The organism is Alkalibacterium putridalgicola (genome assembly GCF_040959045.1).
Classification (GTDB): Bacteria; Bacillota; Bacilli; order Lactobacillales; family Carnobacteriaceae_A; genus Alkalibacterium; species Alkalibacterium putridalgicola.
Genome location: NZ_CP162615.1, coordinates 21,746 through 34,389, shown reverse-complemented (window position 1 = coordinate 34,389; position 12,644 = coordinate 21,746). Strand labels below are relative to the sequence as shown.

Here is a 12,644-nt window from a genome sequence, read left to right as displayed (position 1 = left end):
TCTTTTTTCTTATTATAGCAAGGAATATCAAAAGTTCCTACATTTTGACAAAAACAATTAAATTGTGTACAATTTAATTGTAGTAAATTAAAAGGAAGAGGTGTTTTTATGGGACTTGCACTCTATACAACAGAATCCACAGCCCGCGGTGGACGTCAGGGACATGTTAAATCATCAGATGGTAATCTGGAAGTCGATCTGGCTACGCCTAAGGGATTAGGCGGGAAGGATGTCAAAGGGGCGACCAATCCGGAACAACTGTTTTCTGCAGGATATGCCGCCTGTTTCGACAGCGCACTGCAGTTGTCCGCAAAGAAAGCGAAAAAGAAAACAACATCAGCGGTCACAGCTAAAGTCAGTATCGAGAAACGATTAAAAGGATTCGGTTTAAGCGTCGAGCTATATGTGGAAATCGAAGGCGTTACCCAAGCAGAAGCAGAAGAATTAGTTGAGCAGGCACACGAAGTTTGCCCATATTCTCGAGCGATCGAAGGCAATGTCAAAGTGAAGAAAACCGGTAAAGCACTATAAGTTAATCACACTCTCCACAGGGATTTTCTGTTGGTTTAACAGGAAATCTCTTTTTTTATACCCAAATTTTCCACAGTTATCCACAAAGTTATGCACATATCCACAGGCTTTGTTCCCGTTTCTGCTTATGAAAGCTTGAAGCTCCGTCAAGATCCAGTTCGTTTATTCAGAAAGTTATGCACACTTTTATTGGGGATTACTTTTATAGGCAACCTGCACAAAAGCCCTTTACCTAAAGGGTTAAATCTATCAGTCCAACTTCTATAAATAAAGTTATACACAACTCGTTTGTAGGTTGTGTATAACTTATTTGAAGAAATCCCCGGTATAAATGGTTTCTATATAAAGTTATGCACACCCGAACGGAACAGTTCTTCTTTTTTCCCCAAATAAAAACGCACAGTCTGTGAAAAAGACTGTGCGTTTGATTGAACGGCTTATATATTCTGTTCTTCAGTACTTTGCAGGGTTAGTGTGACTGACTGCAGCTCTCCGTCACGGTAGAATTCGATTTCCACTTCATCCCCGATCTCGGTATCATAGATTTCCTGTCTCAATTCGATGCCATTCGCTACTTCTTCACCGTTGAATGACACGATCACGTCATTCGATTCAAGACCCGCTTCATCGGCCGAACTGTTTGGCTGTACTTCTGCAATCACTACACCGCCTGTGACATCCTCCGGCAGATTTAGTATCGCTTTCTGCTGCTGTGGTGACACCATGGATAAATCGACCATGGCCACGCCTATGACTGGTCTGATTACCTCACCGTCCTGTTCCAGCTGATTGATGATATCCAGTGCATCATTACTTGGAATAGCAAAGCCCATCCCTTCAATGGTTGAAGATGAGATTTTCATGGAATTGATCCCCACGACCTGACCCGCGATATTGACGAGCGGTCCACCGGAATTCCCCGGATTGATGGCTGCATCAGTCTGAATGGCAGTCATTTCCCAATCGTTTTCTCCATCCATGTTCGTATCTACGGGCACTGTTCGGCCGGTAGCGGAGATGATCCCTGAGGTTACGGAAGAAGCAAAATTTGTCCCCAGCGGCGAGCCGATCGCAATAGCCGGTTCACCCACGGTCAGGTTTTCTGAATCGCCAAATTCTGCTGTCGCCGATACTGATTCTGAGTCGATTGCCAATACAGCCAGATCAGTCCATAAGTCTGCCCCGACTATAGATGCTTCAACGCGCGAACCATCTTTAAACAGGACTTCTATGGCGTCTGAACCATCGACAACGTGATTGTTCGTAAAGATGTAGGCCGTATCGCCATCCACTTTATAAACAGCTCCACTACCTGTCCCAACCTGCTGCAGGTCTTCTCCCTCTGCATCTGCATCTTGAGACCCTTCATACCAGCCATATGGATTCTGTCCCACATGCTGCATGTTTATAATGGAAACAACGGCTTCATCTACTTCCTGCACAGCGTCTGTTATGTCTGAGGTCACGTCTACTCTGACTTCAGATATTTGGACATCTCCTTCTTCTGTCACAGGTGTATCTTCTACAATTTCTTCATCCTCTGTTTCGGGTTCGGTTTGCGGATCCGTGACATCACACCCTGCGAGTAGTGCGCCTGATAAGCTTAACGCCAATAATGTTTTATATATATTATTTTTCATTTATCGATTCCTCCAGTAAACATATTTACATTATCTATATTAACGGTCAACCATGACATTTTTATGTCTATTTTTCAATTATATCATGATACAATTCTATCATAATCAACTTTTTTTCCGTATTATTAAGCTTTTTGAAGAAAATTAGACTATTTCGTGTTAAAAATACTATCAAGACGACTTGATCCATCTCTTCGATACATAAAGGTGAATCAGGTCTTTCTAATAACTGTCTCCTTCATTCACTAGTAAGTGAGTGAATGAAAGTGTTTTTGCTTTTATTAACTCTTCCTTTTTAATCTATCAGGTTGATAGAAGATCCGTCATCTTTTGGTAACCCCTAGTCAAAATGGCGCCCGAGTTACTAGAAGAACCGCCTTCTTTAAGTAACTCTACTGTTAATATCTGCTGAGTTATCAAAACAGCCCCTGTCTTTTAGTAACTCAGCGGCCAATCGGTAAAAAGTTATCAAAAGAACAGCCCTCTTTTGATAACTCCCCATCATGTTAACGACCGAGTTCATAGAAGAAGGTTGAACTTCTATGAACTGAGTCACTTTTACTCAAGGAGTTGCTGGAACGAATTCTACCTTTTCTAAACTCCAGTTGATCTATCCAGCGAGTTGATGCAAATGAATTTCCAGACATAAAAAAAGCCTTCCTCATCTCTAACTCATACGTTAAAGATGAAGAAAGCTTTATGGATGTTACAGAATAAACAGCGGACAAGGTTCTGCCGGATCTGTGTCATAGAGCTGGAACCGTTCGTTGACTCCGGTGTCTTTTCTCAAAAGGATGTCTTCCACCGTCTGATGAGCGACTTCCTTGATGTTGTTTTCCTTGCTCAAATGGCCCAGATACACACGTTTGGTATTGTCTCCAATAATTTCCGCCAGGGCCAGTGCCCCATCTTCGTTGGATAAATGGCCTTTGTCGCCGATGATACGCTGCTTCAGTGACCAGGGATATTTCCCCATACGCAGCATGCTCAGATCGTGATTGCTTTCGAATAAATAAGCATCGGCGTCTTTCACCAGACCGCGCATACGGTCGCTCACGTAGCCTGTATCTGTCAGCATGACGAAACGCTTATCATTTTTCTGGAAAGTGTAAAACTGAGGATCGATCGCATCATGAGACACGCCGAAACTGGAAATGTCGATATCCCCCAGCGTCAAGGTTTTCTCTTTTGAAAAATGATGCTTCTGTTCGATCTTCAGTTTACCGAGCTTGGGTTCCATCGCCTGCCAGGTTTTTTCGTTGGCATAGATGTCCAAGTCATATTTTCGGGCGAGGATCCCCACGCCTTTGATGTGGTCCGTATGTTCATGCGTGACTAAGATGGCATCCAGGTCTTCCGGACGGCGCCCTATCTTCGTCATCAATTCGACTGCTTTCTTGCCGCTGAATCCGCAGTCCACCAATACTTTTGTCTGATCGGTTTCGATATATGTGATGTTTCCGGTACTTCCACTAGCTAACACGCTGATGCGCAAGCCGGACTGTTCTGTTTGCATCATGACAATGATTCCTCTCTCTGCGAATACTCATTGTCTATCTTACAACAAGTCATCACCTACAAGCAAGACCACTTTTTCAGGTCCTTTCCTTCTATTATTCCTCTGATTCATCACTACTGATTTCTACATCTATCTCAAGCATTGCTTCTACGTCTTCCTCTGGCTCTTCTGTTGCCTCTTCCTCCGGTTCTTCAGAATCTTCTGACTCTTCAGGCTCTTCCGGTTCTTCAGGTACAAGCGGTGCGGCCGGCTCTGTAATGATCGTGCGTTCCAGAGCATCCACGCGAAGGATTCGTTCGCCGCCGGTATTTCTGACCGGGACATACCAGACCGGGCCGTACATACTTAAGTCTTCCAGATGCAGGGTCCGGTAGTAAGACAGGATCGGCTGTCCGACGACTGAGTTGGAGCTGATTTCATTGTTCTGAAAAAGGACCTCAATGGCCTGTCTATCTGTAATGATCGCCTGCGTGGTCCCTTGTGGTATCATCGGTCCGGCATAGGTCTGCTGGTAAGAGATGATGTTTCCGTCACTGCCGTAAAAGAGCGAGATTTCGGATGTCCCATCTGCCACGGGGATCCCTTCCACTACCTGGGCATAGACAAAGCGATTTTGACTGCGGTCATACCTCAAGTAAGTATATTCATCCCCAAATAAAACCGAATCACTTAAAATAAACTCGTTTAGTCTAGCAAAGTCTGCTTCGGTAAAGCCATCGTCAGGATTGCCTTCGATCTCGATCGGATCAGATAGAATACTTGTGTAGAGAGACCCGTCCGCCGCGACAGAACCCGCCTGATTTTCCAGCTGATCGACATTCTCTTCCAGCAGCTGATTGCTGTCTGCCTGAACATAATAGACTTCCCGTTCTTCTTCCTGAAGGGTGGGCAGTTCGATACCGATCTGCTCCATCTCACGTATCAGATTGACTTGACCGGGGGCACTCGTTGCCTGCTGGATATCATTCCGATTGAAGTAACTGACAAGAAGATAAATATTCAGCAGCAGAAAGGTGATCAGAAAAATGTTTTCAATTTTTTTAAAATCCATTTAGTGATGCCTCCTGTGACTCAATGAATCGGCTGACTTCTATCCAGTTATCCTGAGTTTCTACATACCAGTCGGGTTCAAAGTGCACGACCCGTTCATCTTCTTCACTCTCTGTCCATGTCAAGCCAATGCGGATATCTTCGATATTTTCCATAGTGCCTGCCTCTTCAAGCTGTGCCATAATTTCTGTGCCGCTTGGCAAGGTCTTCGTTCGTTCACCCGTCAAGGTCAGGGGGGTCTGAACGACTCGGATAGGAACCTCAAGGCTTGTCAGACCACTCTCAACGACGGTCACCTCGATCATCGACTCATACTGCTGATAGCTGTAGATAGGATAGCCCTGGATATAACGCTGGTACGTGACTTCCTGGGTCTCAGGGACATATCCCTGATAATGCACGTGTTCTGTCCAGTTCTCGATCTGCGTCAGCGTCTGATAGCTGCTTAGAAGGCGTTCGCTGAACGTCATCTGTCCCATATCTGAACGCTGTCTCAGATACATTAGGGTATTTGTCGAATCATTTATTCTCAATTCAGTAGTCAGATCGATATAGCGCGTCGTATTGCCCGTACGTCTCGCATCGATATCCGACGTATCGGAAAAGAACTGAAGCACGAACAGGTTATTCGGCAGACGCTCGACCAGATAGTCACGGTACTCCACTTCCTGTTCTTCTACAGGCAGATAAATGAATCGCTCATTGACTTGAAACGCTTCAACATCGGTCATGATATTATCCTGGGAATAGAGGAGCTCGTCGAGTATCTCTTCTGTATACTCAGTCCCATCGATCTGATAAAGAAATTCATTATGTGAATCGTAGAAACCGGCAAGTTCAGGGTTTTCCTTATTCATCAAGACATGTGTAAAGGTACGGTTCTCGTAATCTGTCGGCAAATCACTGAAGCCATTCTCAAAGATCCCAAAGGGTACCGGCGCATCGAAAATAAATTCGATCCAGCTTTCCTCGTTTAGGTACTCCTGATAAGCAGAGAAACTCAAGCGCTGCGGCGACTGTACTTCGCCAAAGGTGGTTTCCGATAAATATTCTTCAAACCAGTCTACTGTATAAAATGTATTGATATCGAGTTTTCTGTCCAGTTCATTACGGTGCCAGATGATTTTCTTGGGAGAAAAAACTTCCACCAGCGAACGGTCGACCAGTGAAGCGGGAACGGTACTGCCGCCTCCGGAAGAAGGTTCGCGCAGCTGCACACCGGTCGTCCAGATCTGAAAACTCAAGAACAAGCTCAAACCGATCAGGGCGATCAAGAGCAATTGTCTGATTTTAGACCAAATCATTCCCATTCCTCCTCTTCATAAGGGACATAAGGAAGGGAGAGATAAAAGGTCGTCCCTTTGCCTTCCGTACTTTCTGCCCAGATGCGGCCGCCGTGCTGTTCCACGACCTCCTTGGAAATAGCCAGTCCTAGACCGCTGCCTCCCATGGCGCGTGACCGGGCCCGATCCACACGATAGAAACGGGAGAATATCTTATTGAGATCGGCTTTAGGGATACCCATCCCTTCATCACGGATACTGATGAGCACCGTGTCGTATCTTTTTTCCATTTTTCCTGTGATGGTTCCGCCGTCCGGTGAATACTTGATCGCATTGTTCATGATATTATCCAGGACCTGGATCATTCTGTCCGGATCCACTTCAACAAACACGGACTCCTGGAGGATATCTTTTCTGATCTGATAGTTCTTGCCTTCATACTCGGCCGAATGAATCACCATGTCGAACCGGTTAAGCACATGTTCGAGCATTTCGGTCATATCGACGATCTCAAGATTCAGCACACTTTTACCCGAATCGATACGGGATAAGTGAAGCAGATCCTGGATCATGCGGATCATACGGTCTGTTTCGTTCTGTGTGACTTCTAAAAAGCGCGGTGCCAGATCGGGATCCTGCCAGGCCCCATCCGCCAGTGCTTCGATATAGCTGCGCATGCTCGTCAATGGTGTGCGCAGTTCGTGAGAGACGTTGGAAACGAATTGCTTACGCTCTTCTTCTATCCGTTCCTGTTCCGTGACGTCATGGAGCACACAGACGATCCCACTGATAAAGCCCGACTCTCTCTGGATCAGAGAAAAAGAGGCGCGCAGGATGATCGGGATACCGTTCTGTTTGCTGTTCACCAGCATATCGTCCTGATTTTCCAGGATACGGCGCAGAGTGACATCTTCTTCTACGTCCAGGATGGACAGCAGATTGCGTCCGATGGCTTCCTCCTGGTTCTTATCCAGCATGGACTGGGCCATCTCATTGATGATCATGATCTTGCCGCGCCTGTCTGTCGCCACAACGCCATCCGTCATATGGGTCAGGACGCTGTCCAGACGTCTGCGCTCGGCATCGATGGATTCCTGCGCCTCGGCAACATCATCGGACAAGTCATTGATCAGACTGGCAAGCTGACCCAGTTCGTCTTCGCCGTAAACTTTCAGCGTACCTGAATAATCTCCTTCAGCGATCTGACGGGTCTGGATCTGCATTTCCTTGATCGGTTTTGTGAGTGCCCGGGAGACCATGTTGGCCAGGACGAGGGACAAGATGATGGCCACCGCACTGGACTGCAGAAAGATGCCGGTGATTTGAGAGATCTGATCATAAACGGATTCAATATTGCTTTCCATTAAAATAGCCCCTAAAAACTGAGACTCTTCCCCCGCTGAAAAAACAGGTTCGACGATTTTCCATCTTCTGTTCTGAGTGACCGGATCGATCACTTGTCTGGTGATGGAATTTTCAGTTATCTGGGCCTGTCTCAGATCGACGTCATCGGATAATTGTCCGACAATGTTCTGCTGGGTCGTATCACTGGTCCCCATGAGAATAAGTTCCGAATTCACGACTTGAAGATCGGTAATGCCGCTGCCTGAAAACTCAGTGAGCAGATTGCTGATCTCCTGTTCCGGATTTACTTCGCCTTCTTCCCCGCTTTCTTCACGTTCCAGCGCGGGAAGGATCGTACTTTCCAGAAAATTCATCTGTACTTGACGGTCTTCCTGAAAATTGGCGATCAGCTGACGCTCAATTTGGGTAATAAAATTCGCCCCGATAAGCTGCAGGGCGAATACAAGTAATAGGACGATCACGAATACGATTTTAGTGTTGATCGACTGATAAATGCGAATCTTTTTTTTCATAAATCACTACTTCTCCTGTTGTTCAGGACTTCTCAGATAATAACCTACACCTCGGCGTGTGACGAGGAAAGTTGGATGACTTGGATTGTCTTCGATTTTCTCACGCAGACGTCTGACCGTGACATCTACCGTACGGACATCTCCAAAATAGTCATAACCCCAGACCGTTTCAAGCAGGTGCTCCCGTGTCATGACTTGACCGATATGTCTGGCCAGATAATGCAGCAGTTCAAACTCCCGGTGGGTCAGTTCGATGGACTCGCCGCGTTTGGACACGATATAGGCATCGGGATGAACGGTCAAGTCACCCACTTCGATATCATTGCTCTCTTCTTTGGCCGCTTCTGTACTCTGCAGAGAAGCCTGTCTTCTGACATTGGCTTTCACTCGCGCCACCAGTTCACGGTTAGAGAAAGGCTTCGTGACGTAATCGTCTGCTCCAAGCTCCAATCCCAGTACCTTATCGATCTCCTGGTCTTTGGCTGTGACCATAATGATCGGGATATCCTTCGTTTTTCGGACCTCACGGCAGACTTCCAGTCCATCCATTTTAGGCAGCATAAGATCCAGGACGATCAAGTCCGGATTCTCTTCTTCGACCTTTTGAAGGGCTTCTTCCCCATCAAAGGCAGTGACCACTTCAAATCCTTCTTTTTCTAAATTAAATTTAACAATATCGGAAATCGGCTTTTCGTCGTCGACAACTAGTATCTTTTTCAAAGATGTTCCTCCTCAGAACTGTTTTAAAAAACTGAAAACTGTGATGCATTTCACTTTGATTATACCCTACCTATAAGATGTGTTCAATTTTACTTCATCGACCGGCCGAGTTTCAGCGGGTCAAGGTGATCTTCAAGGCATCTGTTTCTCTGGCTATGGCTTTCTTTTCAGGTAAAGTTTCCAGCGACAATACAGAGTCATGTTCCAGAACGATGACAGGTATTACGGTATTAAAGCCTTTTTCGCTGATCAATTTCTGATCGAACGTGGCCAGCTGAGCTCCTTTTTCCACGCGGTCGTTCTTCCTTAAAGAGGTCTGAAACCCTTCGCCGTTCATCAACAGGGTATCGATACCGATGTGTATCAAGACTTTCAGTCCTCCATCTGTTTCTATATAATAGGCATGCTTTGCATCTGCAACTTCGATCAGTTTGCCGGAAACAGGCGCATAAACTATTTCAGAAGAAGGCTTGATCGCGTAACCGTCACCGATCATTTTCTGGGAAAATAAATCGTCCTGCACTTCCTCAATGGGAATGATTTCGCCATCTGTGACAGCACTTAACATCAATTCCACTGTATCGCTTTTTTGCTCTCTTTTCTGATCACCGAACCCCTTACGTTCATTACTCATTTTTTTCTCCTTTTTAAAGCGACTGATTTTTATCTGAACAGGCTAAGCAGCACCCTTTTCTGCTTATTTTGCTGCTGCTCATCCACTCCGCTTTTTCGTTTCACTTGACAACGCACAAAAATCCTATTGTGTTGCTACTATTCTAACAATTAAAGCTCTTTCAAGCAATATCTTTTCGCTAGCGTTTCAGTTGGTGTTCTATTTACTTCATGGTATTCTAATACTATAGATGTAAAAATAATGAAACTGATCAGTAAAGGAGGCACACAATGGAAGCCGGTTATCTTATTTCGCTCATTATTGTTGGTGTATCGCTTGTTCTCCTCATCGCCATAGGTATTTATGCCATGAAGAAAATGAAGCCGACCCTGAACAATATTGAACGGACACAAACCAACGTACAAGACCAGGTTGAACATTTTACTAACGAAGCGGATGTGATGCAGAAGAAAGTGGATCTGATCATGACCCGTGTTGACAGCACCAAAGAGGTGGCGCAGACCAATATGGAAAGAATGAACGAACTGTCGGATACTGCGTCTAGTTTGTCTCACTCGCTGACTTACCTGAAAGAACACAGCGCTGATTATTCCAAGGGTATCGCACAAAACACCTATACGGAACTGAAGACAGACGGACCCCGTTTAGCCAAGACCTTCAAACGTGCGTTCAAAGGGACAGTCGAAAAACAGAAACAGCGTCATCAGAACGACTCGACACAAACACTATAAACCACATTATCTTGAAAGGATGACTGAATCATGCCCAAAGTAAGTTTAACAAAAGCCGTACTCATGAGTGCCGCATCAGCCTTCGCCGCTCTAATGTTTGCCCCTAAAAACGGTAAAGCCTTTAGAGAAGACCTGAAAGACGAGGCTCTGAAATTAAAAGACTCTGGAGAAGAAAAAGCTCACGAACTCGTGGATGACTTTAAAACGTCTTACATGGAAGCTGAAAAAGAGCTGGAATCAGAACAGGCTAAACTTGATGCCAAACAGGCGAAATTGAACCAGACTATTGAAGAAATCGAAAGAGATCTGGCTTTAAGTGAAGCCGAAAGACAAGGAACGACAACGCCTGCATCCGATGCCGCTTCTGCAGGCCAGACGATGTATACCGATGATAAATTAGGCGATGTCAAAGATACGCCTCTTGAACCTGAACATGATCAGGCTATTCCGAAAGACAAAGTGGATGAAGCCCTCCACGATAATTACCTGTCAGATGATGACGATTTTGATATCAACAAATCTGAAGCTGAAGGTAAAGAAGATGCTTCATTGAAGGTAAACCCTAACGAATAATACCATAGGAAAAGGCTGGACTCTATTGAGCCCAGCCTTTTTTCTGTGTTTAAATAAGAAACCTTCGATAATGTAACGGGAAAAGTCGTCGGCTAGCGGTATTAAGACATGTTCTGGTGATTTCTTCTCAGGAACTTGTTCTAATAACGGTTTTGCGACATGTTTTTAGTGATTTTCCCTCAGAAAGGTGTGCTAATTGCGATATTGCAACATGTTTTTAGTGATTTTCTCTCAGAAAGGTGTTCTAATTGCGATATTGCAACATGTTTTTAGCGATTTCCCCTCAGAAAGGTGTTCTAATAACGGTTTTGTGACATGTTTTAGCAACTTTTTCCCAGAATGGTGTTCTAATTGCGATATTGCGACACGTTCAGTCACCTCTGCTGCTGTTACTCTATTGATTTTGAAAAAAAGCGACTCGGATCACAAGATCCGAGTCGCTTTTCTCCTTTATTCCGGTTTTCTGACCCATACAGAAAGGGATTCTGCATTGACCAGGAACGTTGCTTTCCCTTCATCGTCGATCGTTATTTCTTCATCCCGATTTTTCAGTAAATCGATGTAGACATCCCCCGCATGGAGATCTCCCACGTACATTTCTTTAAATCCTTCATCACCGTTAGACATGATGACCGCACACCCTTCCGGATGCTCATCATCCCCTGTCCGGGTAAAGCCGATACAATTATCATGATCCAGATAATTGCTCTGCTCGCCATACGCATACTCTTCGCGTGCATGGAGCAGGATATCGATTTCTTTCCGGCAGCCGTCATATTCTATATCGCCGCTGTATCCATAGTAGTCACTGTAGAACACACACGGATACCCGTAAGAACTTAACAGAATAAAGCCATATGCCAGCGGTTTGAACCAGGGTTCGACATACGATTCCAGAGACTGTCCCGGCTGCGAATCGTGGTTTTCAACAAAGGTGACCGCCTGTTCAGCGTTTGATTTATAAAGCGTTCCATCGATCAGACGTCTAAGATCGAACTCATTATGCTGCTTGCTTGCTTCATGCAGTGCATAGTGGAACCGGACATCCATCATGGACAGGGCATACTCATGTTCTTCCAGATAATCTTCCAGGAATTTATAGCGCTGATGCCAGTATTCAGCTACAAAAAAGAAATCGTCATCGTAGGTTTCCCTGACATCTTCAATCAAGTCTTTCATGAAGGCACTGTCGATGTGTTTCACTGCATCGAGCCGAATGCCGTCGATATTCGTTTCTTCGATAAACCAGTGGATCCATTTCTTGGTTTCTTCAACCACTTCCGGATGGCTGTAATCGATGTCCGCAAACATCAGGTAATCGAAGTTGCCGAACTCCGTCGATACATTCTCGTCAGGGGCCCAGCCTTTGTCTTCTCCTTCGATACGGAAAATACCATGATCACCGGTCTTCTCATCATCAGAAACGCCCGAAAAATGATACCAGTGCCATTCAAAGTCTGAATACTCTCCATTCCTTCCCGGGAAATTGAAATACGTCCATGCCTCGATTTCACGCGTTTCACCGATCGCCTCATGACGATTATCTTCATTTACCGGTGTGGCTTCAAATGTTTCAGTCTCGTCTGCGCCGCCTTTATGGTTCAGTACGACATCAGCATACACATGAATCCCCTGTTTATGTAATGCCTCTATTGCTTCAAGCAGTTCTTTTTTTGTACCATATTTCGTACGGACCGTGCCTTTCTGGTCGAACTCTCCTAAATCGTACATGTCATAAACACCATAACCAACGTCCTCTTGCCCCACGCCTTTATAGCACGGAGGAATCCAAACAGACGTGATCCCTATCTCTTTCAGGTGTTCTGCATCATCTTTCAACCGCTGCCAGTGTTTTCCATCATTTGGCAAGTCCCATTCAAAGTACTGCATCATTGTTCCGTTCATATTCTTTCTCCCTCCATTGACCTGCAGCATAAAATACTGCACCTCATAATTTTACCTTGAATACTTGTTATTAACAACTTTAACGCCTTTTCAGCCCCTCTGATCCAGGTCTATAATATTGGAATAAAGAATGCTTGTATTTATGGATAAAGCACGGTAAAATCTAGCTATTCTTGTTTTG

11 protein-coding genes are annotated in these 12,644 nt (G+C 45.1%); 3 read left to right on the top strand and 8 right to left on the bottom strand.

What is annotated here, in order from left to right; translation table 11 throughout:
- The first annotated feature begins 108 nt into the window (after positions 1–108).
- A complete protein-coding gene (locus AB4027_RS00150; protein WP_368645517.1) occupies positions 109–531 on the top strand; it encodes an organic hydroperoxide resistance protein in 423 nt (140 codons plus the stop codon).
- Positions 532–968: 437 nt separating this feature from the next.
- On the opposite strand, the gene AB4027_RS00145 is transcribed toward AB4027_RS00150, so the two are convergent.
- The 7 genes from AB4027_RS00145 to AB4027_RS00115 form a co-directional block, all read right to left on the bottom strand.
- Positions 969–2,171 carry a S1C family serine protease gene (locus AB4027_RS00145; RefSeq protein WP_368645516.1) on the bottom strand — a complete coding sequence of 401 codons (1,203 nt, stop codon included), beginning with the start codon at positions 2,169–2,171 and terminating at the stop codon, positions 969–971.
- Positions 2,172–2,877: 706 nt separating this feature from the next.
- On the bottom strand, positions 2,878–3,690 hold the full coding sequence (locus AB4027_RS00140; RefSeq protein WP_368645515.1) for an MBL fold metallo-hydrolase: 813 nt from the start codon (positions 3,688–3,690) through the stop codon (positions 2,878–2,880).
- Between the two features lie 94 nt (positions 3,691–3,784).
- On the bottom strand, positions 3,785–4,741 hold the full coding sequence (locus tag AB4027_RS00135; RefSeq protein ID WP_368645514.1) for a two-component system regulatory protein YycI: 957 nt from the start codon (positions 4,739–4,741) through the stop codon (positions 3,785–3,787).
- Positions 4,731–6,044: a YycH family regulatory protein gene (locus tag AB4027_RS00130; RefSeq protein WP_368645513.1), complete on the bottom strand. Its 1,314-nt coding sequence runs from the start codon at positions 6,042–6,044 to the stop codon at positions 4,731–4,733. Before AB4027_RS00130 ends, AB4027_RS00135 begins: the two co-directional genes overlap by 11 nt.
- A complete protein-coding gene (gene walK, locus AB4027_RS00125; protein ID WP_091488832.1) occupies positions 6,041–7,900 on the bottom strand; it encodes a cell wall metabolism sensor histidine kinase WalK in 1,860 nt (619 codons plus the stop codon). The genes AB4027_RS00130 and walK overlap by 4 nt, the downstream gene beginning before the upstream one ends.
- Positions 7,901–7,906: 6 nt before the next feature.
- Positions 7,907–8,620: a response regulator YycF gene (gene yycF / locus AB4027_RS00120; protein WP_091488834.1), complete on the bottom strand. Its 714-nt coding sequence runs from the start codon at positions 8,618–8,620 to the stop codon at positions 7,907–7,909.
- Between the two features lie 112 nt (positions 8,621–8,732).
- Positions 8,733–9,254: a PTS glucose transporter subunit IIA gene (locus AB4027_RS00115; protein WP_368645512.1), complete on the bottom strand. Its 522-nt coding sequence runs from the start codon at positions 9,252–9,254 to the stop codon at positions 8,733–8,735.
- A gap of 269 nt (positions 9,255–9,523) precedes the next feature.
- Here AB4027_RS00115 and AB4027_RS00110 point away from each other — a divergent pair, with 269 nt between their 5' ends.
- Both AB4027_RS00110 and AB4027_RS00105 read left to right on the top strand, forming a co-directional pair.
- Entirely contained in the window at positions 9,524–9,985 is a 462-nt protein-coding gene (locus AB4027_RS00110) for a DUF948 domain-containing protein (protein ID WP_368645511.1), read from the top strand.
- Between the two features lie 30 nt (positions 9,986–10,015).
- Entirely contained in the window at positions 10,016–10,558 is a 543-nt protein-coding gene (locus tag AB4027_RS00105; RefSeq protein WP_368645510.1) for a YtxH domain-containing protein, read from the top strand.
- Positions 10,559–11,008: 450 nt separating this feature from the next.
- Here AB4027_RS00105 and AB4027_RS00100 read toward each other — a convergent pair whose 3' ends face one another.
- Entirely contained in the window at positions 11,009–12,463 is a 1,455-nt protein-coding gene (locus AB4027_RS00100; RefSeq protein WP_368645509.1) for an alpha-amylase, read from the bottom strand.
- Positions 12,464–12,644 lie beyond the last annotated feature (181 nt).